This window comes from Bacillus sp. ILBB4 (assembly GCF_035064545.1).
Lineage (GTDB): Bacteria > Bacillota > Bacilli > Bacillales > Bacillaceae_H > Priestia.
On sequence record NZ_JAIQVD010000011.1, the window covers coordinates 61,335 to 85,503 of the forward strand.

General features: G+C 32.4%; 23 protein-coding genes and 1 pseudogene. 13 read left to right on the top strand and 11 right to left on the bottom strand.

Annotation, left to right across the window (positions count from 1 at the left end):
* Positions 1-22: 22 nt before the first annotated feature.
* Entirely contained in the window at positions 23-1,405 is a 1,383-nt protein-coding gene (locus tag LAV82_RS27020; RefSeq protein ID WP_116299300.1) for a replication initiation protein, read from the bottom strand.
* Between the two features lie 973 nt (positions 1,406-2,378).
* On the opposite strand from LAV82_RS27020, the gene LAV82_RS27025 reads away from it, so the two are divergent.
* From LAV82_RS27025 to LAV82_RS27035, 3 genes are all read left to right on the top strand, one after another.
* Positions 2,379-3,275 (top strand): transcriptional regulator, encoded by an 897-nt coding sequence (locus LAV82_RS27025; protein ID WP_499717340.1) that lies wholly within the window; start codon positions 2,379-2,381, stop codon positions 3,273-3,275.
* 203 nt (positions 3,276-3,478) lie between these two features.
* A complete protein-coding gene (locus tag LAV82_RS27030) occupies positions 3,479-3,769 on the top strand; it encodes a hypothetical protein (protein ID WP_097813199.1) in 291 nt (96 codons plus the stop codon).
* 563 nt (positions 3,770-4,332) lie between these two features.
* Entirely contained in the window at positions 4,333-5,052 is a 720-nt protein-coding gene (locus LAV82_RS27035; protein WP_472977762.1) for a hypothetical protein, read from the top strand.
* A gap of 306 nt (positions 5,053-5,358) precedes the next feature.
* Here the strand turns inward: LAV82_RS27035 and LAV82_RS27040 are convergent, their stop codons facing one another.
* Positions 5,359-5,910 (bottom strand): hypothetical protein, encoded by a 552-nt coding sequence (locus LAV82_RS27040; protein ID WP_098526702.1) that lies wholly within the window; start codon positions 5,908-5,910, stop codon positions 5,359-5,361.
* 825 nt (positions 5,911-6,735) lie between these two features.
* Here LAV82_RS27040 and LAV82_RS27045 point away from each other — a divergent pair.
* Positions 6,736-7,059: pseudogene (locus tag LAV82_RS27045) on the top strand (MarR family transcriptional regulator); the annotation flags it as partial.
* 275 nt (positions 7,060-7,334) lie between these two features.
* Here the strand turns inward: LAV82_RS27045 and LAV82_RS27050 are convergent.
* A complete protein-coding gene (locus LAV82_RS27050; RefSeq protein WP_223272405.1) occupies positions 7,335-7,901 on the bottom strand; it encodes a DUF3967 domain-containing protein in 567 nt (188 codons plus the stop codon).
* Between the two features lie 702 nt (positions 7,902-8,603).
* Here LAV82_RS27050 and LAV82_RS27055 point away from each other — a divergent pair.
* Complete coding sequence (locus tag LAV82_RS27055; protein WP_255285998.1) at positions 8,604-8,933, top strand: DUF4183 domain-containing protein; 330 nt, start codon at positions 8,604-8,606, stop codon at positions 8,931-8,933.
* A 109-nt stretch (positions 8,934-9,042) separates the two neighbouring features.
* Here LAV82_RS27055 and LAV82_RS27060 read toward each other — a convergent pair whose 3' ends face one another.
* Positions 9,043-9,732: a DUF1796 family putative cysteine peptidase gene (locus tag LAV82_RS27060; RefSeq protein WP_255285997.1), complete on the bottom strand. Its 690-nt coding sequence runs from the start codon at positions 9,730-9,732 to the stop codon at positions 9,043-9,045.
* Between the two features lie 544 nt (positions 9,733-10,276).
* On the opposite strand from LAV82_RS27060, the gene LAV82_RS27065 reads away from it, so the two are divergent.
* A complete protein-coding gene (locus tag LAV82_RS27065) occupies positions 10,277-10,435 on the top strand; it encodes a YjcZ family sporulation protein (protein ID WP_098622537.1) in 159 nt (52 codons plus the stop codon).
* A 581-nt stretch (positions 10,436-11,016) separates the two neighbouring features.
* Positions 11,017-11,373, top strand: a complete 357-nt coding sequence (locus tag LAV82_RS27070; RefSeq protein ID WP_098400054.1) for a YlbF/YmcA family competence regulator — start codon at positions 11,017-11,019, stop codon at positions 11,371-11,373.
* Positions 11,374-12,001: 628 nt separating this feature from the next.
* Here the strand turns inward: LAV82_RS27070 and LAV82_RS27075 are convergent.
* Positions 12,002-12,694: a DUF1796 family putative cysteine peptidase gene (locus LAV82_RS27075; RefSeq protein ID WP_098526707.1), complete on the bottom strand. Its 693-nt coding sequence runs from the start codon at positions 12,692-12,694 to the stop codon at positions 12,002-12,004.
* 292 nt (positions 12,695-12,986) lie between these two features.
* On the opposite strand from LAV82_RS27075, the gene LAV82_RS27080 reads away from it, so the two are divergent.
* Positions 12,987-13,253 carry a hypothetical protein gene (locus tag LAV82_RS27080; protein ID WP_223269039.1) on the top strand — a complete coding sequence of 89 codons (267 nt, stop codon included), beginning with the start codon at positions 12,987-12,989 and terminating at the stop codon, positions 13,251-13,253.
* 987 nt (positions 13,254-14,240) lie between these two features.
* Here the strand turns inward: LAV82_RS27080 and LAV82_RS27085 are convergent.
* Positions 14,241-15,272 (bottom strand): YheC/YheD family endospore coat-associated protein, encoded by a 1,032-nt coding sequence (locus tag LAV82_RS27085; RefSeq protein ID WP_116299306.1) that lies wholly within the window; start codon positions 15,270-15,272, stop codon positions 14,241-14,243.
* Positions 15,273-15,417: 145 nt separating this feature from the next.
* Between LAV82_RS27085 and LAV82_RS27090 the strand changes: the two genes are divergently transcribed.
* Positions 15,418-16,647, top strand: coding sequence for an ATP-grasp domain-containing protein (locus tag LAV82_RS27090; RefSeq protein ID WP_098526710.1), 1,230 nt, complete (start codon positions 15,418-15,420; stop codon positions 16,645-16,647).
* A gap of 216 nt (positions 16,648-16,863) precedes the next feature.
* Here the strand turns inward: LAV82_RS27090 and LAV82_RS27095 are convergent, their stop codons facing one another.
* From LAV82_RS27095 to LAV82_RS27105, 3 genes are all read right to left on the bottom strand, one after another.
* Entirely contained in the window at positions 16,864-17,217 is a 354-nt protein-coding gene (locus LAV82_RS27095) for a hypothetical protein (RefSeq protein WP_499717341.1), read from the bottom strand.
* A 560-nt stretch (positions 17,218-17,777) separates the two neighbouring features.
* Positions 17,778-18,527, bottom strand: a complete 750-nt coding sequence (locus LAV82_RS27100; RefSeq protein WP_098526712.1) for a hypothetical protein — start codon at positions 18,525-18,527, stop codon at positions 17,778-17,780.
* Positions 18,528-18,674: 147 nt separating this feature from the next.
* The gene (locus LAV82_RS27105) at positions 18,675-18,887 is read right to left on the bottom strand and encodes a hypothetical protein (protein WP_029319813.1); all 213 of its coding nucleotides are present in this window, start codon (positions 18,885-18,887) and stop codon (positions 18,675-18,677) included.
* A 1,541-nt stretch (positions 18,888-20,428) separates the two neighbouring features.
* Here LAV82_RS27105 and LAV82_RS27110 point away from each other — a divergent pair.
* Both LAV82_RS27110 and LAV82_RS27115 read left to right on the top strand, forming a co-directional pair.
* On the top strand, positions 20,429-20,584 hold the full coding sequence (locus LAV82_RS27110) for a DUF3967 domain-containing protein (RefSeq protein WP_176524227.1): 156 nt from the start codon (positions 20,429-20,431) through the stop codon (positions 20,582-20,584).
* Positions 20,585-21,215: 631 nt separating this feature from the next.
* Positions 21,216-21,308 carry a YjcZ family sporulation protein gene (locus LAV82_RS27115; RefSeq protein WP_074684410.1) on the top strand — a complete coding sequence of 31 codons (93 nt, stop codon included), beginning with the start codon at positions 21,216-21,218 and terminating at the stop codon, positions 21,306-21,308.
* Positions 21,309-21,749: 441 nt separating this feature from the next.
* Here LAV82_RS27115 and LAV82_RS27120 read toward each other — a convergent pair whose 3' ends face one another.
* Both LAV82_RS27120 and LAV82_RS27125 read right to left on the bottom strand, forming a co-directional pair.
* Complete coding sequence (locus tag LAV82_RS27120; RefSeq protein WP_081715117.1) at positions 21,750-21,854, bottom strand: YjcZ family sporulation protein; 105 nt, start codon at positions 21,852-21,854, stop codon at positions 21,750-21,752.
* A 327-nt stretch (positions 21,855-22,181) separates the two neighbouring features.
* The gene (locus LAV82_RS27125; RefSeq protein WP_098526713.1) at positions 22,182-22,391 is read right to left on the bottom strand and encodes a YppG family protein; all 210 of its coding nucleotides are present in this window, start codon (positions 22,389-22,391) and stop codon (positions 22,182-22,184) included.
* Between the two features lie 275 nt (positions 22,392-22,666).
* Between LAV82_RS27125 and LAV82_RS27130 the strand changes: the two genes are divergently transcribed.
* Positions 22,667-23,383: a class I SAM-dependent methyltransferase gene (locus LAV82_RS27130; RefSeq protein WP_211079298.1), complete on the top strand. Its 717-nt coding sequence runs from the start codon at positions 22,667-22,669 to the stop codon at positions 23,381-23,383.
* A gap of 72 nt (positions 23,384-23,455) precedes the next feature.
* The gene (locus LAV82_RS27135; RefSeq protein ID WP_097812780.1) at positions 23,456-23,713 is read left to right on the top strand and encodes a hypothetical protein; all 258 of its coding nucleotides are present in this window, start codon (positions 23,456-23,458) and stop codon (positions 23,711-23,713) included.
* Positions 23,714-24,169: the final 456 nt, after the last annotated feature.

Consider the following 24,169-nt stretch of genomic DNA (forward strand, 5'->3'; position numbering starts at 1 on the left):
CTAATATAACACTATTTTTTTATTAAACTTGTTTATGCAAGAAGGTTCGATATATTTCCCTTAGTTCTTTATTTTCAAAGTCATTTATCTGCCTTGGCTTAAGGCCTATTTCTTCACGTTTTCTTAAGTCCTCGTTCATATTTCGTAGTACTTCTTGTACTGCTGCTTCTTGGGCTTTTTTTAATTCTTCCTGGTTGGGCTCCTCGGAATTTAAAACTAACATTTTTCTTAATTCTTGAAATTGTAAAAGCCTTTTTTCAAATTCTATTTGATTTCCATTTTCTTTATAAAATAATTCTTGTTTTTCCTTTAATGTAAGGTTTTCAAGAGCCTTTTCTTTATCTTCAGCTTCTATTATAAAATCTGGAACTAACTCTTTTCTAGTAGACTTTTTAGGTGTAGAAACCTTTGATTCTTGTGATACTTTCGCGTAGTCTTTTTGAATGGCTTTTATTACATAAGAATGCGGATGAGTGATATCTCCAATAACTAAACGACCTTGCGTGTATTTTACATTTCTTTTAACTTGTTCTTTTGTAAATTCTGATAAAACCCACTCGATTTTTTCAGGCTTAACTCCTAAGCTCATTAAGTCATGGTACAATCCATTTTCTTTTTCGTTATCTAATAAATCTAATGAAGATTGGGTTGATTTAAGTTTCGTCTCTTTGGAAGAACTAGTACCATTCAAAGCAGAAGAGCTAGTAATGATAAACTCTATAGAGGTTACTTTTCTGCCTGTTTTTATTTCTACAAATTCAAAGTAAATATCTGTTTTATTATTTATTTCTTTTTGAGCTACTGCTAATACTTTGCTCTTAAAATGGCCATACTGTTTGTATTTAGTAGGCTCAATAGCTAAAAAATGACGTAATTCTTCAAGAGTTAGTTCTCTTTTTCTCAAACGCTCGTATTGCTTAAGAAGTTCATAAATACGAATTGAATAAACCGAATTAAGCCTCACAACATTTTCTAACTGGTACGAAGTAAATTTTTCCTTAAGCTCTAAAAATAAATATTTTAGACTAGGGTGAAATTGTAATGTTATATACCCTTCATTTTCTTCGTAGATCGAGGTAATAACCCAGTTATAGTTTCTTTGTCGGCCTTTTTCCTTTATGGTAAGAATTTTTGTTTGAAGACCATTCACAATTTCTTTTAAGTATGAGTAGAATCCTGTTCCTTTCTTATTTCCCACTATTTCTATAAAATCTTTAGCTCGGAATCTATATGTCTTTAATGTTTCGTCATTAGGTTGAACTTTAGACGCCATAATCAACAAAATCCTTTGTTCCTGCAAGGATAATTTATATGTACTCTCAATTAAAATGTTTGACTTAGTTACCCAGTTTTTTATGTTTATGCTTTCCAGATCATATGGTTGAACTACATTTGATTTCTTCATAAAATCCCCCATATTTTTCTAAACTATCACTAAAATATCATAAAAGTGATACTGTGTAAATTGCATGTTTAAGAGCAGCCTGTCCTTGCAATTTAAATATCACGCAAAATTAGTGATACTTAAGGAGGGATTTTAACCCTAAAAGCATAACTCAACCTTAATTTGTTACCTTATATCTTAATTTTCGTGCGCAAAATTGGTGATACTTAAAGCATGTCTACATTTATCACGCAAAATTGGTGATACTTAAGCCGAATCTGCATTTTCCACGCAAAATTAGTGATACTTATAAACGTATAGGGATAAATACGCAAAATTAGTGATAGTTCGCGCAAAATTAGTGATAGTTTCGCGCAAAATTAGTGATAGTTTCGCGCAAAATTAGTGATAGTTTACGCAAAATTAGTGATAGTTCGCGCAAAATTAGTGATAGTTTATGCTTATAAATGCTGTAATATAAGGGTCTGCGGAGGGTCTAAAACAATAAAACAGAAAAACAATATATAAAACAATATGTAAAACAGGAAAACAACAGTAGTATACATTATATTTTAATATTATTATTTGTTTAGAGAGAAAATCCTAATCCCAGAGTATTTACTTTAACAGCGTATCCAATTGAAGTGATTTTAATCATAAGTGAAGGGAGGTTATATTATTTTACTGAGGACTTGGTGAATTTTTATTGAATTACAAGATTAATAGACGTTATAATAGAGTCAACAAAACAGTCCGGAATATAAAAAGACTCCAACGTGTGCAAGTGGTGCGCCAACACCCTTACACCGTTAACCCTAAAGAGACTAGGGAAAACACCTGTCGAAGTCCTAATACATAAATTTAATTACGCCTTTATTTTATAGGATAATTAGATTTATTTCAAGGGCATAGTCTGTCAAAAAATCCGACATCGTTTTCCTATTTTATGGGATGCGATGTCTTTTTTTGTTCCTAAAAAGGAGAGGATAGACTGATGTCTACTACGCGTATGCTTACGACAGAAGAATTTGATTATATGAAAAGTTATCAGAGTTTCATAGAAAACCGTTCTCAACATCAATCATTGAAACGAAAATTACTTAAGGAAATTATTAACCTTTATGGGGAAAAATTTTATCGTCTCCACGAAGGAACTAGAAAAGCTTTAGACCGGCTTTGTTGGTTTGCTGCGGAAAGAGGATTTTGCTTTCCTGGTAGTACATATTTAGGTAAAACATATGAAAAGTCAAAAGGAACAATTGATCGCCATCTAAGTGAGCTTCGAAAGCAAGGACAAATTGTTACAGTTTATCGGCGTTGTCCTCGTAATAATGGAAAAGGCAGTCCTGTACATCTGTTTGTAAATCATCCTTATTTCAAATATTGGGTGAACTATTTACAACTCAATTTGGCTAAGAATGTTGAAACAGATGTTAAAGCAGAAAAAGACGTAATCCCTTGTGAGAGTAAGAAAGAACTCTCTAAAAATTCTTCTACCTATAATTTATCTTTAAAAGATTTAAATAAATACATACGTAAAGAAGATACAAGTATTAAACTTTCACAGGATTATGTACCATCTTTTATTCCGAAACCGTTCAAACAAGCAGTAGCTCCATTCTTTAGGAATGCAGATGATATTTATAGCTTATGGGGAAAAGTCCTGCTAGCTTATAAAATTAGTGGCTTAGAAAAGCCTATAGAAGACTTAGTTTCTATTGCTGTGCAAGGTTTTAGGGAAACTCTTTTCGCTTACAAAAGAAAACGAATAAAAACTGTCTTTGAAGCCTACTTTTTTGGGACATTAAGAGGTTTATTTAGTGCTGAACGTAGACGAGAGGTTCGGCAAAATTTCGTTAATCCTTTATTTTTTAATTTTTTAGAAGCATAATTTTGCTTCTTATCTTCTTGCTTAGTATAGAATCCTAGGAGTTTGTAAGTAGGTAAAGAGTTAACATAATTATTATTCTAGATATCAATATTTTAAAATTAATTTTCTTTAAGTACTGTTAAAAAATAGTCTAATTCAATAAGACAAGCATACAATCACCTTTGCTATCAATGAATAAATTATAAAGATAAATAAAAAAGAAGGTGATTACAATAAAAAAATACGATGGTGAATATAGTAAACAGTTAAATAATCAACAAAAAAACAAAAAATGTAAAAAAGGGAAAATTTGTATTAATATCAACATTTACAACCATGCCGAAACTGGAGGACAAATTAGTGGTAATGGAGGACAAAACGCTAATCAAGGTGGTCAGATTGCCCAAACAGGTGGACAAAATGCCAATCAAGATGGTGTGGTTATTAGAAAATGTGGCAAAAAAAACAAAGATAATAAAGTGAAAAAAATTAATTTCGAAGATAATATGAAATAATTATAGGGCTTCCTAAGCTGAGGAGATACTTTGCTTAGGGGTGCTGAAATTACAATAAGCATCAATTACAGAGTTAATATTATTTTTAGTCTTATTAGGTTATTACAAATGGATACTAAAAGAAGAAAATAAACTTTTGATCTTGAGCAAACTGGACAAGGTACCCTCAGGTATCTATCCCTTTTCTTAGTTGGATTTAGCGCAGAAAAAATCCCGACTGTACAAGGGGTTTTTCTGTTATTTAGTTGTATACATTCTTAGTTACGCAGGGTAGGGCCGGGGCAGTAATGCCCCTACCTTACCCTGCGTAACTGTGCGGATCCCTTTTAAGATACGTTTGTTCAAAAATAAAGGGGAAAGAAAATGATAAAAGAACATTTTTTTAAGGGTACAAGCAGCCTTTCATTTATTGAATAAGATATGAAGTAAGTTATAAAGAAAGGGTGATAAAAATAGTTAAGAAAAATAAAAGTAATGTGGACAATTATTGCTTTAATCCCCCAAACCAACCGGGACTTCCATCGGCTATTACTGTCAATTTGGCTGTTGTGGGTGATAGCCATGTGGGGTTTGGAAATAGCCAAAGTATGTTTAATAATCTTTTACAGAATGTGGTGAATAGTGGTAACAAAAGGTATGTTATTTTCGGGGGAGATGATGTACACGCTGGCGGAGTTTCAACAGCAGAAGCTACAAGGCGTTACCAACAATTCGCAAGTATTATAAATAATGTTTTAGGGACAAATATCCCCTATAGATCATCTATAGGAAACTGGGAAGATTCTACTACAAATTTATTTAGAAGGTATGTCAACCGTTATCTAACTGGATATGTGGGTATTCCAGGAACGCAGGGATTGGTACGGCATCTCTGGCTAGATAACGCTAATCGAAGATGGAGCCAGGATAGTTTAAACCTATTAAGAAGTTTGGATCCTAATTATTATTATATTATCGATTTTCATTGGCCTTTGAGAGTTCCTGGGATAACTAATGAAATACATGACGACCACCTTATGACACAAGGAGAAACAGATATGTTTTTCAATGCAATACCTGCCAATGTGAGAAATAGAATTTTGGCTATCTTCACTCATCATGCACATAAACTTTTTTCAAACTCAGTTCCTATTAATCCTAGCTTTCCTAATACGCCATTTTATGTGACAGGATGTTCAGGCGATTATGCATGTAAGTCTGTTGATAGAGGTTATTATGATTTAAACTTAACTATTCAAAATAATATAGCCACTCTACAGACTACGCCAATAAGAGTCCAGTAGCTTGTAGAGTGAGGAAATAAAAAAGAGCTTAATTGTAGCTAAGATCTTTTTTCTATGGAAAGTATGTTAGTTTTTTTATTAGAGAACATTAAATCCTGAGATTACATGGCCGCCCGAAGGCGGATCAACTTTTAGGCGTTCCTAATGTGTGCATCTTGTATCTCCCTAAGACACAATTTTACTTCAATAATTCCGGGAGATACCCATCTTATCTCTTTTTACTTAGCTTGATTTAAGTATGTAAAAAAGCAACCTCGGCTAGGCGAGATTGCTTTCCAAGAGAGGGAATTAGAGAGTGCTTTCTGCTTAACTTAGTTTAAAAAGGCTTAACTGAACGTTGTTTCCCACACTGTCACAAGTAATTATAGTTGTAATAGGCCCCTGTGTAGTTATATTTCTTAATTCAAGTATTGAGTTATCTGGAATAGATAGAATAGTGTCTCCAACAATTGGTTTGCAACCTCGGTCTTCTGCTTGAGTAATTTCAAGTCCAAAGTTAGCTTGTTCGAGTGGAACTTGGACATTATTTAAAAATAATGAAACAGTAGGAAGGTGAGGAAATGCAACTGGGTTTGGACCAAAAACAACTGTGTTATCGGTTATTACAAAATTCACTCTATAATCTCCTCCATTCTCAATAAAGATAGTGGTGGGATTTAACAGGGAGACTCCTCCAGCAATCGGTCCTTGCATATTAAAAGGAAATGCAGTTCCAGTTAGTACTGTTACAAGACTAGTATTATTGAAAAAGTTACCGTAAGCAGGGCAAGACTTAGGTGGGGAATTTGGATATGAGGATGAACAAGAACAAGGCTGAGTACAACAAGAGTCATGCTTTCTTTTTTTAGATGAAGACATATCATAACCTCCTTTTCTCAATATACTATATTTAATGTTGATTATTTTTTTTTGCATGTATGCTTGTCTTTTAACGAATGGGAATATTTACATAATGTAAACATTAATAAGTTTTTGTAAAGGAGATTGCTTTAGCTAAAACGCAGCATATATATAAAGGACAGACTTTTTACACATCTTCCTTCCACCTGGATCCTGGGGAAAAATCCGTTATATCAGGGATGTATAAAAAATTGTTTAGTCAAAAAATCTATTCTTCCTGAGAATCCTTGTCTTGGTGAACAAGGGTTCTTTTTTTGTTAAAGATTATAAAAGAGCTGCAAAAAAATACATCGGTATATCAAAATGAACTGAAACCAAAAAGTTAGGTACTTCATTTAGGCAGCTGTTGTACTTGTCAATGCATGATTTCCTCCCAAGTCCTAAGGTGGAGTGCTATGAATATAGGGAGGAGCTGGTTTTAATTTTTGTTTACCTTCAAATCCTCTTAGACACAATACATAGTGAAATACACCTTTTCCTTCTATACTAGGTCTACTGGCTTATTCTTTAGTTGTACTCTTTTATTTTCAAAGAAATTAAAAAGAACATGTGGTTATAAGGTGAAACCCCTTAGATTTAAGAATCTATAGGGCGGTGAGTCTTACGTAGGGGTTACTTTACTAATCATATATGGTTTTTATGACTACCTAGAAAGACCATTATGGTAACTTGAGTTGAAATCCTCTTATGATACACATTAGGTACTTAAAAATGAAATTAAGCTCACTATGATTTGTGGGACGAATTCCTGTCTAAATTATTATACTTTATATTGAAAAAGCAGAAGGAGAACATGAAGAGATAACAGTTAACGCTGCAACGCCCACATATTTAGCGAAAGCTTTAGGTAAATCTAGAGCACCATTATCAGTCATTATGAATGATCTTTTGAAAAAAGGTATTTTAGGAGTAGCAGAAGCTGGTATTACCACAGAAGAAGGACGTAATTGTACTTCTCGAACTTGGTTTGTTAATCCGAATATTCTATGTTGTGGTCCTAAAGATAAAATTGATAGAGCTACTCGACAAATATTTCGAAGATCTTTGAAGAATTTTACTGGGGGAGATACTAAGAAAAAACACAAACTACCAATTTATTTATTTTAGAAATGCTCTTGCATTTCTTTTTTTTTATCTTTTTTACATTTTTTAGGTGTTAGTTTTTTCTAACACCTCATATCTTACAAACCTTGATATAACAGTATTCTTGTATTTGTCCCTTCTCACTCTATATAAATAGCAATTCGCTGATAGAATTGCAAGAGTCTTTTTATAATTTTTTTCGTTAAAAAAAATTATAGCCTAAAGGCTAAAAAAACCGTCTCAAGACGTCATCTTTTAATTAAAAAACTACTCAATCAATTTGAGTAGTTTAAAGTAGTTTAATCTAGCCATATTTGCCACCATTTCTTTTTAGCTTGATCTTTTGACAAGCTAGTAGCTATTTCTTTTTGGGATTCTTGGACTTCCCTCAATGTTGTAATTAATGTCTTATCTCGTTGTTCTAAACTATCTTTTATGTATGCTTCTTGTTTTAAAAATTGTTTTTTAAAGTCCTCTTGCTGTTTTTCTATAATCTCATTTTGATTTTTTACTAACTGTTTTAACTCATCTAATTCAGACATAACGGTTGTGACGTGTTTCGATATAACCGTTATGTCTTCTGTTGTAGCAGTTATATCCGTTATATCAGTTGTGTCCGTCATAACTTTATCTTTTATAATTTCTTTTACAGCCTTCGGAACAGTCATGCCTTTTTCATTTTTTAAAAGCATTAATTCTTTAAATAAATTTATATCATCTTGTGAAAACAAGAGTTGTCCTTGTTGATTACGTTTAAAGTTATAACCATGTTCTTCAAAAAGTAAATAATATTTTTTGACAGTTGAAGTAGTAACTCCAATAGCTCTTGCTAATCCTTCTACTTTTTCATAGAATTCCATGTACATACCAGTTATAACCTCCAATTTATTTAAGATTATAACTAGTATAACACCATCTTAATTTAATTTCGTAATTATCAAATTGGATAATTACGAAGCAAGTATCGAACTCTTAATAATAAAGGGTCTTTTTATGTCAAAGACTTTTCTTTAATCTAAAGGGATGCTTAAGGGGATGGTGTAGTAGATCTCTATAAATAATTAAAATTGAAACATTCAGCCCAGCATTAAAAATTTTAATATCTATAATCTCAAAATTATTATTTTGAAGAAAGTCATTCAATTGTTCTTCATATTTGTCAAAGCTGGTTGTTAAAACATAAGTTTTTAATGTTTTAGAATTACCTAACATAATATCATACACTTCTTTCTATATTTGTCTTATTACAGTGTATGAAGCTTGTACATAATGGAAAGTGCATTTACTACGGTTTATTAATATTTTTATGCCTTATTCGTTTAGAAAAATATATGCCTAAAGGCTTAAAAATAAAGGTGATTAATCTCATTAACAAAATAAAAAACAACCTCAAGTGTTCAACTGAGGTTGTTTTTTAGGGAAATTTAATATGAGCTGAGCTGGCTTTACTATATCTTTCGCATACACATGATTATTTACGGGGGGAATATCATATGTATAAAAGGTGCACTTTTTATACATTCTTCTTCTAAGTCAATAATGAAGAAACCTTGTGACACCAAACAAGTGTGACTCCTGCACCTGCAAGATTTACAGTATTCGTAACAGCACCAATGGTTGCTGGAGGAATCACGTCCATACCTGCAGGGAGTTTTATTGATGATACAGGAGCAGCAATCACAACCTTGCCTGCTGTAACAGCTAATTCTTACGCTAATGTATATATTAATGGGGTCATACAGCCTACTAGTGTATACACTCTGTCAACAACTGCTTTGAATATTGATGATGAGGTAACAGTTGGAGCACCTGTAATTGTAGAATTTGTAACTCATACTGCAACCTCTACTTCAACACCAACTAGCACATTAGGTGTTACTACTATAATTACCACTTAATAGGGTTTAAAAAAGAAACGTAACAAAGCCTAGGCTTTGTTACGTTTCTTTTTGTTATACGGGGTAACGATTTACACCATTTAATGATTTTGTGATCTAAAACAATCCCTTAATTAATTAACGTTATCCCGTTTAAGACATAATCCCATGTTACATTACTATTTGGATCGTTTGGAACGTTAACTACACAAGTTCTACCCAATCCCCAATCTACTTCACTAATCCCCTGTAGACCTTCTATTGGGTTAAGGATAAGGACTTTAAAGCTTCCCTTCGTTAGTTCAGATAAAATAGATTCTAATTCAACTGCTTCTTGATAATTAGCCACCCATCTAACAAATAAAATGGATTGACTATTTTTAACTTTATCTAAAAATCTATCTATCCGAAAGTTGAGTGTTTTTTTAAAAGGTGGATAGGCTAAAAACCAAGGTTGATTCGGAATAATAGGAAAATCATGAGCAGAAAAAATTTTATAAACAGTATCTAGTACTAGATAGGATTTTATTGGTTTATGAAGCCCTTTATCAGGAAAAATAAAAACCCCTTCATCAGCATACATAGAAACTCCCTTATCATTTATCACACGCATGTTTTTAAGTTCCATGAATCCATTGAATTTATTTTTCAACAATCTATTTACGTCGGAAAGGAATGGAGAGTAATTCCAATCAAGTGGACTTGAGGTGAATCTTTTTAAATTAAGACGTTGAAATTGAAGCGCTGGATTACAGGCGCTTCCTAAACTAAACACAGCATCATAGGATCCTTTGATATCATGTAAGTTCAAATTAATCATTCTCCTACTTTTCTTTTGAGACTCTCCTATATAAGATGCTTAGTTGAGTAAATTTGCTTGGACAATTATTTTTATGTAAATCATATATATCCTAAAAACAGAAAAAAACTACTGTCTGCCCCAAAAGTAGTTTTTTCTCTCGCCTAATAGCAATGTATAAGCCGAAATCTATTGGAAGAGCAAGGAGGTTGCTCAATATTATGGTATGCAAAGTAATGAAAAGGGTTTGGACAAGTGCTGGTATTATTTTTTCATGGATAAATAATTTATATTTTTGATCATTTTATAGACATTAGTCTAAGCTATCTTACCAGTTTTACATAGGATATCCTTATATCACATAAAGACATCCTATTCCATATTTCCTCATCGGGACCTGTTACTAAAACCGCCAAAGTAACAGGTCTTTTTATATAGGATTCTTAAGCTATTAATAAGGACATAGAAATTGGTCAGGCGTGGATAATTCTACTTTTACCAGTTTGGGACGAACATTTTCCTTCTTGTACATATTTTAAAGTAGAAACGTATGGGGGTGAGGAATATGTGTTGTTTCGGAGGTTTTAGTGGAGGATACGGTGTAGGACCTGGCTGCGGTTCAAGTGGAGGATACGGTTTTGGTAGTGGTTTTGCTTTAATTGTTGTACTCTTTATTTTATTAGTTATCATTGGTTGTTCTTGTTTTAGTGGTAGTAGTTACTAAATAAGTACAGCTTGAAAATAGAAAACCTACTGGAACGGAGGGAACCAGTAGGTTTTCTTGTTAAAAGAACAGGGATTCTTGATGCCTTGTAACATCTTGAATAGTTTGCTCAAAAAATAAATTTTTATTTCTAATAGGCAAGTTACCTAAAGGGAAATAAAGACATAAGATGTATTCAAGTAGCTTTAGTCTCGTACTGAGTATACTTTTAGACTGCCTTTTTCAACCTCCTGAGTTTGCAAATTTAAAAACAGAAAAAACTACTGACTATGTTCAGTAGTTTTTTCTGTTAAAAGAATAGGGAACTTAATGTTGATGCCTCACGGCGTCTTGGGTAGTTTGCTCAAATTGTTAAATGTTATTCGTATAGACAATTTACGTAAAAATGGGTTAGTGAATATAATGAAATTAGAATGAATTGTATCTTAATATTGTAATTTCTTTAAACGTTCTTTTTTTAATGAAAACCTGATCTAAATACACCATCATAATGATTTTTCATGTTTATAGATAAAGCCGATGGGATTAATAATTTAATTAGCTTCATCTACTATAAATTTGATATTAGGAGGATATTTCCTTTGGATGTAAACCTATATAATATGACTCATGACTTTGAAAGGGTATTACGTAGAAGCAACGAATTTAAAAGCTTAAAAAGTATATATAGGGAAGTTAATGCTGACCCAGAGACAAAAAAACTTTTTAATAAGTTCCACAATTTACAAATCGAATTACAAAATAAGCAAATGACAGGTCAGAAAATTATGCGGGATGAAATTGAGGAAGTCCAAAAAATAGGGGAAGTTGTTCAGAAAAATGAAATGATTGTACGATTGATAGAAGCTGAACAACGGATGAATATATTGATTATGGAATTAAATAAAATTATTACAAAGCCTCTTCAAGAACTTTATGGTAAATTTGAAGAAAGATAATTCAAAAGCAAAAGTATGTAAATATGAGAAACATATCCTTTATTCAGCAAAGTAAAACTCCTCACGGTTTTTAAATCTAAGGAGTTTTACTTTGCTGAAATTTTTCACGAAAAGAATTAGGACATATATCCAGACTTCCGATGACTATTTTACATAAAATAAGAGCAGTATTGATAAAACTATATTTTTCTTATTTAAACTATGAATGATTAACAACAACCACTGTAACCATATGGGTAGCCATACCCGTAACCACCATATCCTCCATAAGGATAATGAATACAATACCTATATTATCCAATATGCATGTTTGTCCATTTAGTATAAATGTGCCCTAAGGTAAGATAACTATTTTTTGGTAATATATAAAGCTTATAAATTTCAAATAGAAAAGCCATCTATTACATCTAATAGATGGCTTCTTTAATCAGTTAACCTAAAACATAGAATAACACCGAATTTTAATATATAAAATGTAGTTCCTAGGAGCAATAACAACTTTAAGTTGTTTCTAATTGCCTTAAGGCAAATTTTTGTTTAACTATTTAACGACTAAGGTCTGGTCCTGGATTTTTTGGTCTATTTATATTTGTACTTCTCATTCCTCTTAATTGATGTCTTTAAAAATTTAATCTATTAAAGTTATTCCTTCTAATAGAGTATTCCAAATGGAAGGATTAGTACCATTTTCGCGAGAAACCTGAACCCAACAAATACCATCTTCAGCTGTTCCAAAATTCATATCCTTCACGCCCTGTAAGTCATCATCAACGGTTTCTATTAAAAGAATATTAAAGTTACCATTAGTCATTTCAGCTAATATAGATTTTAGTATGACTATATCTTGATAATTTGTTGGCAGCCATTCGTGTCGTATAAACAAGGTTCGTTGACTTTGTGTAATTTGATTAAGGAATGTTTGGATGCGATGATTTAGTCTTACTTTATAGGAAGGATATTGTAGAAACCATTCTTGGTTCGGGATTATTGGGAAGTCATGAACAGAGTCGATGTTATATTGGGTATCTGTAATATAATGAGCTCTTACTGATTCATGAGTTCCAAATTTAAAAATAGGATATCCATTGTCGTCTATATAATTGGCTAATATATCTTTTTCAATCATATTTTCTAATTCCATAAAACCTTGAAATTTATTTTTTAGTAATTTATTTACATCAGAAAGAAAAGGGGTTTGAACCCAATCAAGTGGGAATGAATGCCTTCTTAAATTATGACGTTCAGAATAAAGTGCTGGACCACACCAACTCCCTAAGCCTGCTACTAAATTATAAGAGCCTCGCAGAGTTTGTAAATTCATACTATTCACTCCTATGCTTTCTTATATTATATAGGGAGCATTCTAAATTGATTGGACAAGACAGAATATATTTATAATATTTTCAGATTTAAATGGTTTTTCATAGATTGAAATTTAAATTCCATACTCTAAGATTGGAGGGACGTTTGTACTGTATATTTTATGGTATCCAAGAAAAGCGAACAGGATTAAATGGGTGATTTTCATAACTATAAATAAGCTTTTGGCTTGTACTAAACTTAATTTTTTTCATAGTATATATTATTACTTATCTTTTTTAGGAGGTGATTTCATGTCTAATGGCCATACCTTTGAAAGCAATGTTAACTCAAGTGATAACATTACGCCTTTAGAAGGAGCATCTTCAAATGATTTCGATTTTAATGGTTTAAGAAGAGGAGATCGGATTCAAATTTTTTCTTTTGGAAACCAAATTGATGGAAATGGTACTTTTATTCATGTACAAGATGGATTTCTAATTTGGACAGATAGCTCGGATAATATTAATACAACCAGTTTAGATGCTATTAGTATCAGCAGGGTAACTGGAACAACTTAATTTAGAAGAGTTTCAAAAATGTATTGGATAAAGCTCTTTAAAGAACTTTATAATAAATTTAAGAAAGAAGGAGCATTCTATATGCGAATGTTCCTTCTTTTATAATTTTAGGCAACAAAAATTAGGGTATGACAAGCAGTTGCTACTATATATTAGGGCAAAAGCCACTAGTTTAGACGTAAAAAATATTCATGTCAAAAAACGTTGGCTTGGTAACGGATTTGAGGGTTACATGAGAAAGCGCCGAAATAGAAAATCAATACACGGTCTGGAACACTGTTGGGGAAGATAAGTAAGATGAATGAGAGTGAAGGTTTGTAAGCTTCGTAAATGTGAGATCAGGACAGGATACAGATTTGTTTACGTATTGGCAAGAGAAAAAGTAGATACATAATACTCCTGTGATACGTCATGTATCTTACCTGGGGTAAAGAATCTACTTAAGCTGATTGTATCTATAGGATGATGAGCTCAGTAAACCCCTTATTATATAAGTAGGGAGACTGTACAATCAAATGACGTGACAGGGTATAAAGAATACAAGAGAAAGTGAACACCGGTATATGGAAAGTGAACAGAAAAGCATAAAACTGCATAACTGGATGAATACTATTTTCCTTATGGACAAACTCATGATAGATCTGAAATGAAGTTGACCTCTTGCTGGTCCCTTATAGGTACATAAGGTTGTGGCTATCCTCTGATGAAAGAAAGATGCTGTTATGTGTACCTCTACTTGGAGTATGGGCGTACGTTTTATCTACTAATACGGTAGATGAGGAGACGATAAAAAAACTTGCTATGGGAGGCAGGGACAATGTTGCCCCTAACTTACTCGACTTGGTATGGCTAGATAAAATCTATAGAGTAAAATAAAAAAATATCTCCATGCAGAGGCATGTGTTTTCACATCATTAAAAATTATTTATTGAATTGAAGTCCTATATTAATTAATAATGCTTATATTTCTATATAAATAAATTTCAGCTAATATTTTTTATTTTTATCAGCTAGATATTGGGCATATTGAAGAGTATTCCTTACTACATCCAATTCAACATTCATAATGACAGGAGGGCCTGGTCTCCAATTTACCTCAAAAATCCAAAGTCTTCCTTTTTTGTCAAGTCCTACATCAATTCCTAACTCGTCAAATAGTATATCTTGATATAGAGATTCAAAATGGTTAGAAAAACTTAAAGCAAATTGTTCAAGATACTTTTGGACATTATAGTAGTTATCTCCAAATTCCTGTTTTAAAAAGATATCCGGAATACAAGTATAGCCACCGTTGCCTAGGTTTGAAGCTATACTACCCATTTTACCTATTCTGGGATATATAGACGTAATTAACCAATTGCCATTTCCACCTTTTTGTACATGTAATCTAAAATCATATACATTTCCTAATTTTGTCTTACATGTTATAAATTTTTGTACTAAGTAAGTATCCTGTTTTATATGACTATCGATAAACTCTGCTAATTGATTTTCACTAAATATGGAGTCTTGTTCGTCTTTACTAACTTTATAACTGTCACCTATCTTCTCTATATAGAAAATACCAGCCCCTTTATGCCCGGATAAGGGTTTTACAATTATTTTTGTGTAGCTTTCCACCATATTTAGCAATACTCTATAATTAGTTAATTCTGAAGTAGGAATAAGGTACTGATTAAATTTTTTAGCCTTATTCACTTTGTTATAAACAGTTAATTTATCCCCAACGGAGTGACTGGTAAATGGGATTATCTTCCTTAATTCATCTACTATATCTGCTGCTTTATCACTTATAGGGGGGCTGGCATTATAAATAACATCAGGATAAGGATATCTTTTCTCTATCCATTTTCCTTTTTCGTATGTTTTTCCTAAAATGGTACGTTTTTCTAAATTAACTTTCCCTGGAGTGAAATAAAAAAAATCTATACCTTCGACTTTTGCTACTGCAGCGAAAGCATAAGCTTTTCTAACATTTATTGGGTCTTTACGATGATGAAGCATGCCGATTGAAGCCATAGCAATCATCCTTTCTTCTACTCTTACTTGTTTAGGTATATTCATCAAATTCGTATATTATTTACATTTGGACGAACCTTGGTTGTCTTTTTTTTATATCATAGAGTGAGAGAACATTTTTGATCGGATAGGATGAGGGATATTTATGGATACTATTGTCTTTATTGAAACAAATAAATCAGGATCGAGTCGGGAAGCAATTAAGGCAGCAAATAATCTTAATTTCTTTACGGTTTTGTTAACTTGTAGAAAAAAATTTCTTAAAGATCGAAGTGAATTTCCAGATGTGCATGAGATGATCTTTACTGATATAAATGATTATGATAATTTAGTCACGATAATCGAAAAATTAAAAAAAACAAGAAAAAATATAAAAGGAATTTTTAGTTTCATTGACCCTTTTGTTTATGTGGCTGCACGTCTGTCAGAGGAATTCTGTCAGAGTGATATATCCACTGATGCAATCTATCATATGGAAGATAAGATATTGACTCGTAATGTGCTAAAGGAATTACCCATTTCACTTAATTATTTAATTTATAAACCAACAGAATCATTATCTTCATTTCTTAAAACTAAAGAGATAAATTTTCCCCTTATCGTTAAGTCCCCTAAATCAACAGGATCAAAGGATGTATTGTTAGCGAAGGATGAGAGTGAGTTAATATCATCTATGCATACCCTTTTAAAAAAGCTACCTAACGAGGAAATCTTACTCGAGGAATACGTAGATGGTCCTCAGTACTTAGTTGAGGTGTTAGTTCATAATGAAAGGGTTCATATTATTGCGATAATTGAACAAGAAATTACCCTTTTTGAGCGTTTTATCGTCACTGGTTATTCTTTGTTAGGGAAATTGAATAGTAGCTTATCTCATAGTCTTTTTAATGCTGTTAGTTCCATTATACAGGCCTTTGGTATGAAAAATGGAGCGTGTCATTTGGAGCTTCGTAAAGCAACTGAAGGTTGGAAATTAATTGAGATAAATCCAAGAATATCGGGTGGAGCTATGAATCGTATGATTGAAATTGGACATGGAATTAACTTAGTACAAGAGACTATGCAATTAATGATGGGGCAGGAACCTTCCTTGACTAAAAAGGATTATAAATATGTATACGCCCATTATTTAACAGTTGAGTCCAAAGGAAAACTAATTCAAGTTACGGGAAAAGAACGCAGTTCTAACTACCTAGGCATAGAAGAGGTTTATATAAAGCCTAAAAAAGGAGCAATTTTACAGCCACCTACATCAATGGGGCATCGTTATGGTTACATTTTAGCATCATCATATTATAAAGAAACTGCTAAAAGAAGAGCTTTAGAGGCAGCAGAGGAAATCTCCTTTAAAATTGCAACAACAGATTTAACATAGATAAGATGCTGTAGTAGATGCAGTATTATGGAAGTGTTCCCTTTAAACAACACTAAGTTTAACATTGGCCTTAGGGCTTCCTGTAGCTGTATTTATATTAAAATAAATCATTGTATATGGTATAGAGTATGAAAACAAGAAAAACCGCTAGGGCTAATCAGCGGTTTTTTCTGCTCTATTGCTGCAAGGATTTTCGTAGATGCCTCACGGCATCATCTATAGTTTCATATAATACATTTGACTTATGTTACAAGGACCAAACAAAGTATTAATTTGACGAGTATCATTAGATGCAATACTTTCAATTTGAATAATGTCTTTCTCACTAAACTTAATGTCAAGCATTCTGAATATACTTCTTACACAACGAAGAACATCAATTGTTTCTGCTCTAGTACCTCCAACTACAAGTCTAATAAGATTTTCATTTACATTAATTTTTGTTTGAGAGTAGTCATTAATATTGATTCCTTTTTGAGCAATACTATTTAAAATATAGCCTAAAGTACGATCATTTGTTGTAAATTTAAACTGAGTTCTTATGTTAAAGTTAAATTTTTCATCGTTCATTCTTGTGTTTATTCTCCTTTCATAACAGATACTGGTGGTAGAATACAGAAAGAGTTTAGAAGAAAAAAAGCTACTGGCCTAAACAGTAGCTTTTCCTCTTCTTATACTGGGTTATATGACTTGATATTTAACGAGCTTTTGGATAGTTTGCTCAAATTATGGGTTAACATTTAGGGTGAAAAATTAATTTAAAAGCGAGTCCGTAAATCAATTATTTATCACTTGTCCAATCTAGAAGGTTCTTCATAATAATTTCAATCTTTGTTATGACATCCACAACGATGTGTTTTTTTGATCATCTTCGAAAATGTCTTTTAACAGTTTTTCAAAGGCTTTTTGTAGGATGGACTGACAGTTGTTTTTGTGTTCATGTTTTTTTCATGGTATTCACTCACTTTAGTCACTCCTTTTTTTCTCATAATATACTATTCCTTAATCAAGAAAGTGCTTGTGTACTTGTCCATTAGCATATGAATTCTATATGAAGAAAATCTCAAAATAATTTACTTTAGATATGTTTATTATGTTAACTAAGATTGTATATCATACACAGCTTAAATTTAATCAAGGAATTGAATATAGAAACTATCAGGAGTGATAGTTTCTTTAATTTGAAATCCTCTCATAATACACATTGGACATTCGATAATAAAATGACCGCTTTTTTTAGGATGATAGAAACCGGCACGGTGGAGCCAGGCATGAAACATAGATCCAGTGAGAAACTTAATATTCAAATCTGAACTATCAAGCTGCGCCGGGTTAACGATAAGGGATAGGGGAACTTGACTTTGTGCTAAAGTTGTTAAAGCAAAGATGGTGGAAGAATTTGCAGGGAATGAAATATTTGAAAAAATTTTTGCCTGGGGAGCCAGTCCAAATCCATTGTCACGTATGAGTCGAGTAAATTGATCCATGGCGATATTAGTAGCGGCTAATCCATCATTAATGGGTAACCCTAGATACCAAGTTGGTCGTAAATTTCTGATGGCGTATAAATTAGTGCAATTTGCCAATTGGGAGATCCCATTATTAGAGCCTCCATTCCATTTTTCAGTTAGATGTTGAAACCATTGAAATAGCACACCGTTAATAGCATCACGAATCCATTGTTGTTGGGCTAAGGTAAAACGGTTATCAATATCAAAATAAATGAAGAGTGGTAAGTCGGATATGCCAGGTGGTTCAGGTACAGGAAAGGCTATCTTTGTGAATGTGCTGGAATAGGGAGGTACTAAGGAGTTTATTTGTAATACATCTTGCAGAATCAATTTCATTATAATTAGAGTTCGTTTTACACTATGAAACATTTTTATTTTATCCTTTCATAGAAGATACTTGTACTAGTGGGGTATGTAACCAAATGAAAAAGGTTTGGACATGGTTAAATACAGAAAAAGCCATTGTAATTATTGATTACAACGGCTTTTGTTTCCAAATTAAAATAGGGCATTTAGTTAAGCCGTTGTTATAGCCTGAATCTCATTAGCATTTACTGTGACAATATTTGTGCTAGCATTTGTCCCAGTACCTGTTCTAGTTGCAAAAGAAGCTAAATTAGTTGTAGCATTAAAGCTTGAAAATACAAGATTAGTAAGTGTAGCACCGCCTACGACTAAGGTTGGAACTGGTGTTCCAGGATCTAAGATTCTTAATAAGTCCCTAATCATCCTTTGTATCCCCCCCTTATTGCAATAAATTAAATATAAATTATGAATTTACATTTGATTTATTATATGTAAATTTCAAGTAAGGGCTTGTACTATTTCATTATTTTAATAGTATTTTTATTTTTTAGAAGTTAGTTTACTGGGAATGAACAACGTATATAATGTAAAATAGAAAAAACTATCATGGGAGTAGATAATTTTTTTTGATACATAATCTACTTAAAGATTATTGATGCCCTAAGGTATCTTGAGTAGCTTTCTTCGTTATCAGGAATTTATGTATAGAAAGAAGAAAAAACTACTTCTTCCCCAAAAATAGTTTTTTCTTCAACTCCATAGCAATGGAACGCCCTCTAATGGAAGAGGAGGAGGTTAATGCAATGCTCAATTTATAATATGCAAAATAATAAAAAAGGTTTGGACAAGCGCTGGTTTTATATAAAACTTTTACTATCTTCTTTGTATCCTTTTTCTATAAAATTTATTATGTTAACTTAAAATGTATACAGTACTCATTTTTAAATAAAAAATACTTTAGAAAAATAAAAACAATCTAAAGTATTTTTATATAAATTGTCCCTATTAGTAATTAAATTCCCTTATTTATCTTGTTGGAGAAGGGAATTTAGCAACTTCAAAATGTGTACTAATTACATTATTGGTATCCGTTAAGATCATACATCTAAATTACTTTGAGCAAAGATATCAACTCTATCTCCAGCTTCTAACTTAAGAATAGTAGAAACATTTACTGCATTAGCGAAAATTACTCCTCAACGAAGAAATCACTATTGATAGCGATAGCAGGGTTTCCATTTATTTAAATTCCTACCTGTGCTCTTTAATCTAATGTAGGAACGTTAGGAAGAAGTGAAATAGTCCAAAGGCTTAAATATACACCGGCTTTTTGCTCTTGCAATTGATGGCCATTCCATTACAGAAATGCAAGATATTTTGTTCAAAGAAGTGAACACAGTTAAGAATCAGAGACGCAGCATTTTACAAAAATTAAACATTTTTTCGATGGAGGAAACGATCGGTTTTATAAAAAAGCTACCCAGACTTCTTCTCAAAACTTCACGAATTATCATCAAGAAACCTTTCAAAAACTCGTTAAAACTTCATAAAAGTTGAGGGGACGTTGAGTGCACAGCAGGTCAACATGTGCAAAAAAAGCACCAAAATTGATGTCAGTACTAGATCAATATTAGGCGTTTTTCTTCTTTTTAGGTAAACAGCATGTCCACAGACTGGAAGTTTTCGTGATATCACCTTTTTTGAGATGAAAACATTGTTTTGCTGGGCTCTGCCCAGCATATCACAGTCATGTGATATCAAAAACCCCTTATGCTCTTCCTTATTCATACTGGAAATTTTAAAATTTGACAAAAAGAAATGATTAAATTGAAGAGTATAGGAATGCCTTAAGTGATTCTAAAAATGATTTAAGGGAGTTAGAGGACCAAGGACGAGTAGATAGCGAGCAAACAAAAAGGCAACTCGAACAGTTGCAAGCCAGCTTTGATAAGCAAGCCGAGCAAATGAAAAAACACATAGAGAGCCGTGATAAAGAAATGATGGAATACATTCGCTCATCACAAAAACAACAGCAACAACATTTACTTGAAACAGCAGCGGCCCAGGAAAAAGGGAGAGAAAATAAAAAAGGCTTCTTTGCTCGTCTTTTTGGGAACTAAGACGAATAAAGAAGCGCTGGTGCAATCTATTTCATTACAGTACCATCATTTTATGAAATAGAGAAGGATAATTGAGTTATTCTATACTTGTTCACTAATTCCTGTAAAAAAGATTTAAAAAAAGTGCTAGTACTAAGCATAAGTTCAAAGAGCATTTTTAATAAATGATACATGTTCGAAAGATAAGAAACTTTAATGAGTGTATAAAGATTGCAAACTCAATGATCGTAGCAAGTCAAGATGCACAAAATTATACATAACTATCTTAAATCACACTTCTCAAAAACAAAAGAGTCAATATATTATGTAGTGGCTCTTTTACTTTATTATACTTATTTTTGGAGATGGATAGCTTAATTAAACCAAGAGCACTAAAATCATAGTTGCTATTAAAAAAACACCCTTTCATGGCTGATGAAAAGGGTGTTTTTTCGTAAAAAGTGAAGGATGTAAACAAGCTAATTTTAGAAAGTTTACATAAAGTTTTGTGGGATAAAAACTTATATACTATCTTATTAATATTATGAATTAATGTGTTGCTTATTTTGCATTTTATTCCTATAAAACATTAGGCGAGCAATTTTGCAACTTGTACATATAATAAAGAAAGAATATTATAGGTGGTGAAAGTATGGGTAACTTTGGAGGCAGCTTCGCTTTATTAGTGGTACTTTTTATTTTATTAGTTATTGTAGGTTGTTCTTGTTTTGGTGGGGGGTACTAAGAATATAAATGACCTGTAAAGTTCGTGGGCCTTATTTTACTATAGGGCTTACGAACTTTGTTTTCCGCCTTAAATCGTTAACCCTTTTGTAAGATTTACATATATAAGTAGTGGATACCGGCGTCCACGTCATTACATATTAATCATCTTTATCTAGGGGGTCATACTTATCTTGGTATGGCTTTTAAAACTTTTTAATTAAGTTGCCCAATGTCGTGATAAAAGTGATGCTACAAAGAAAGTAAAAGGTTGGTACAAACAAATAAAACTTATATAAACATTTTCTGTAATTTAACATACACTGAATTATCCTAAGACCCATTATATGTACCCCTTCAGTATTGCAGACTGTTTTTCGCTCTCAGTCTGCTTACATATTCAATCGTCATAAGGGCAAAAAACAGAGCCTTTTGGACTCACTTGGGCTCTGTTTTGCAATGATTACCATCCGCCAAAACAACTACATCCGACAATGATAAGAAGGATAAATAGCACAACTAGGAAGGCAAAGCCCCCGCCAAATCCATATCCGCCACATTCAGACATATAATAAACACCCCTTTGTATTTTTTATATTAGATAAAAATAATTAGTGGATAGGGTACAGCACATTTTTAGTATCTGTCTGAGTGGTTATATGGTTTATCGCTCTTGTAAAATAGGCCTTTGTCCCACATATTAAGCTTTTATAAGTTTCTAAGCTCATATGATCGTTATCTATTAAGGGAAATATAACTTGAGACAGGGCAGTTCCTCTTTTAAAGCTATATCCGACATAATGATCCCCCACTATAAATTGGGTAATATCAGGGGTTTATAGAGGGGGGAAATAGAATATAAGGACCTCGCAACATTTCTTAAGGAATTATAACGTTATTTTTTAAGAAATTTTGTAATGAAGGGGCTGAACTGATTAAACAATCCCTTCGCTTGCTGCGCAGTACCAGCAATCTTGTCAAAATCTAAATTTCCATCTGATGTACGAAAAAAGGACAATAGACTTGGGTTATTTTGTTTTGTATTCGGACGCTGAAATTGATGTGGAAAAAAAGGGTTTATAGGTCGACGTGTTCTTCTATACATTAATTTAAAGATCTCCTTTTAGTTATGTTAATTTTATAATATGTACAAGGAGTAAGAATGATCGCCTAAAATAATAGTTTTAAATAAAGATAACCACTGAATTAAAAAGGCTAGCTTTATTAAGATACTTGGGAATTATGCTTACTAATTCATTGCGGATTTATACAAGTAAGGCAAATCTAAATTTCTATACATCTAAAAAATATTTTATTAAGTTATTACCTTTTACTTTTTTTCTCATACCTTGTTACATACAAAAATAAGAGGTGATTCATATGAAGTATATGGATATGCTTGCCTTACTAGGGGTTGGTGGGGCCCATCCTGGCGGTTTACATTTAACAAAACAGTTGTTAGAAAAAGAGGAAATAAATGGAGATACCTCCATATTAGATATAGGTTGTGGTACAGGACAAACATCCGCATACCTATATTGCAGGTATGGGTGTGAAATAACAGCATGTGATATAAATGCAACTATGGTACAAAAGGCAAATAAAAGATTTGAACAGTTAAAATTACCCTGCAAGGCTACAATTGAAGATATGGAGGATCTCTCATTTGATAACGAGTCATTTGATATCATTCTGTTAGAATCTGTTGCTGCTTTTACAAATATTTCCTTTTCGTTAAAGGAATGTAAACGGGTGCTAAAAAAGGGAGGAATTATCTTAGCTATTGAAACGGTAAAAGAGCCACAAATGACAGAACAGGATGAACGTTTAGTTTCGGAATTCTATCATTTTCAATCCATCCCTAATGAATTGGAATGGGTCGAATATTGGAAAAAGGCAGGCTTTTCCACAGTGGTAAGTAGGCGTGAATATAAAGTGGAAGGGGAAGATAAAGAGCAAAATATTGATTTTGGAACAGAGTTTGATTTATCTGATGAAATCCCTTCAAATGTTTATGATTTACTTGATGATCATGAAAGATTAACTAAAAAGTATCAAAATTTATTAGGATTTCGTATATTTCGTTGTATTTCCTAATTTTCAAGACACTCGTCCAAACATTTAGGACTTCCTTTTCATATCATATCAGATAAAAAGGGGGTTCTAATAATGAGCGGCGGAAACTATTATCAACTTTGTCATCGACACCGTGGACGTACCGTAAGAATTAATGATCGTTATGGTCGAACGCATCTTGGACGTATTACAAGGGTAACTCCAAGTCATGTTTATATCCAGCCTATGAGACGTAGAAATGGTATTGGCTATGGTTTTTATGGTGGGGGTTTTTATGGGTTTGGAGCACCTTATGCTGTAGCACTGGGAGCAATTACAGGTCTTGCATTAGCTTCATTGTTTTTCTGGTAGAAGTATGAAATTGACATCATAATGAGTTTTATCAGAAGAAACAGCCGTTGGAATTAATCATTTCAACGGCTGTTTTTATATCTAACTATGTCCAAGCTCCTTCAGTTGTGGTGTAGAAAAACTGACCCATAAACTTAACCGAATGATTTTGGATAGGTTAGCTTCTTCTATTTAGTTTTACAGGACAGGCTAGTAAAATAGGTGATGCTTGTTAATTGCTCTTAATTACCTGTGGTTAGTAAATTGATTAATCATTTTATTTCATATTCTTTGTGCTCGAAGCTCCCGCTAGGACCTACCCCTTTTTGAATGAGGAAAAGCATTAGGGTTTAAAGAATATTATAATTCCAGTTACAAAAAATTTTATAACTCATCTTGTAATGCCGTTATAAAAAAGGAATACAAGAAAATCTCTAAGCTTTTTATTCTCCTGAAGAGGTGGCGTTACAATTAAGT

Coding starts and splice junctions, on each gene's coding strand:
- LAV82_RS27020 (WP_116299300.1), bottom strand. CDS start 1,405: ATGAAGAAATCAAATGTAGTTCAACCATATGATCTGGAAAGCATAAAC.
- LAV82_RS27025 (WP_499717340.1), top strand. CDS start 2,379: ATGTCTACTACGCGTATGCTTACGACAGAAGAATTTGATTATATGAAA.
- LAV82_RS27040 (WP_098526702.1), bottom strand. CDS start 5,910: ATGTCTTCATCTAAAAAAAGAAAGCATGACTCTTGTTGTACTCAGCCT.
- LAV82_RS27050 (WP_223272405.1), bottom strand. CDS start 7,901: ATGTACATGGAATTCTATGAAAAAGTAGAAGGATTAGCAAGAGCTATT.
- LAV82_RS27060 (WP_255285997.1), bottom strand. CDS start 9,732: ATGATTAATTTGAACTTACATGATATCAAAGGATCCTATGATGCTGTG.
- LAV82_RS27065 (WP_098622537.1), top strand. CDS start 10,277: ATGTGTTGTTTCGGAGGTTTTAGTGGAGGATACGGTGTAGGACCTGGC.
- LAV82_RS27075 (WP_098526707.1), bottom strand. CDS start 12,694: ATGAATTTACAAACTCTGCGAGGCTCTTATAATTTAGTAGCAGGCTTA.
- LAV82_RS27080 (WP_223269039.1), top strand. CDS start 12,987: ATGTCTAATGGCCATACCTTTGAAAGCAATGTTAACTCAAGTGATAAC.
- LAV82_RS27085 (WP_116299306.1), bottom strand. CDS start 15,272: ATGGCTTCAATCGGCATGCTTCATCATCGTAAAGACCCAATAAATGTT.
- LAV82_RS27090 (WP_098526710.1), top strand. CDS start 15,418: ATGGATACTATTGTCTTTATTGAAACAAATAAATCAGGATCGAGTCGG.
- LAV82_RS27095 (WP_499717341.1), bottom strand. CDS start 17,217: ATGAACGATGAAAAATTTAACTTTAACATAAGAACTCAGTTTAAATTT.
- LAV82_RS27100 (WP_098526712.1), bottom strand. CDS start 18,527: ATGTTTCATAGTGTAAAACGAACTCTAATTATAATGAAATTGATTCTG.
- LAV82_RS27105 (WP_029319813.1), bottom strand. CDS start 18,887: ATGATTAGGGACTTATTAAGAATCTTAGATCCTGGAACACCAGTTCCA.
- LAV82_RS27110 (WP_176524227.1), top strand. CDS start 20,429: ATGAAAAAACACATAGAGAGCCGTGATAAAGAAATGATGGAATACATT.
- LAV82_RS27115 (WP_074684410.1), top strand. CDS start 21,216: ATGGGTAACTTTGGAGGCAGCTTCGCTTTATTAGTGGTACTTTTTATT.
- LAV82_RS27120 (WP_081715117.1), bottom strand. CDS start 21,854: ATGTCTGAATGTGGCGGATATGGATTTGGCGGGGGCTTTGCCTTCCTA.
- LAV82_RS27125 (WP_098526713.1), bottom strand. CDS start 22,391: ATGTATAGAAGAACACGTCGACCTATAAACCCTTTTTTTCCACATCAA.
- LAV82_RS27130 (WP_211079298.1), top strand. CDS start 22,667: ATGAAGTATATGGATATGCTTGCCTTACTAGGGGTTGGTGGGGCCCAT.
- LAV82_RS27135 (WP_097812780.1), top strand. CDS start 23,456: ATGAGCGGCGGAAACTATTATCAACTTTGTCATCGACACCGTGGACGT.